This is a genomic window from Achromobacter sp. SIMBA_011 (assembly GCF_046535435.1).
Classification (GTDB): domain Bacteria; phylum Pseudomonadota; class Gammaproteobacteria; order Burkholderiales; family Burkholderiaceae_B; genus Achromobacter; species Achromobacter dolens.
In genome coordinates this window covers 1-261 of record NZ_JAWRWN010000704.1, presented here as the reverse complement: position 1 = coordinate 261, position 261 = coordinate 1, and the positions used below count along the sequence as shown (strand labels likewise).

Sequence of the window (261 nt, the reverse complement as noted above, 5' to 3'; positions counted from 1 at the left end):
AACCGAGCCCGAGAAAGATCATCCCGCTCACGAAGCCGCGGCGCGCGGGCGGCACGTGCGGAAGAATCGACGTGGCCACCAGCACCATGATCGCGCCGCCCGCCACGCCGGACGCGAGTCGCCACGCAAAAAACCACGCCACGGACAGCGGGAACGCGCACGCGAAAAACGCGATCGTGGCGGTCGCCATGAGCACGCGCAGCGCGTGCCGGTTCGTGAGCGCGTGCGCGATGGGCCGCCCGAGCAACGCGCCCAGCAAAT

At 69.7% G+C, this 261-nt stretch carries 1 protein-coding gene; it reads right to left on the bottom strand.

Annotation, left to right across the window (positions count from 1 at the left end; translation table 11 throughout):
• Positions 1 to 261, bottom strand: a 261-nt coding sequence (locus SB816_RS32775) for a YbfB/YjiJ family MFS transporter (RefSeq protein WP_410548349.1), incomplete at both ends; no start/stop codon positions are given.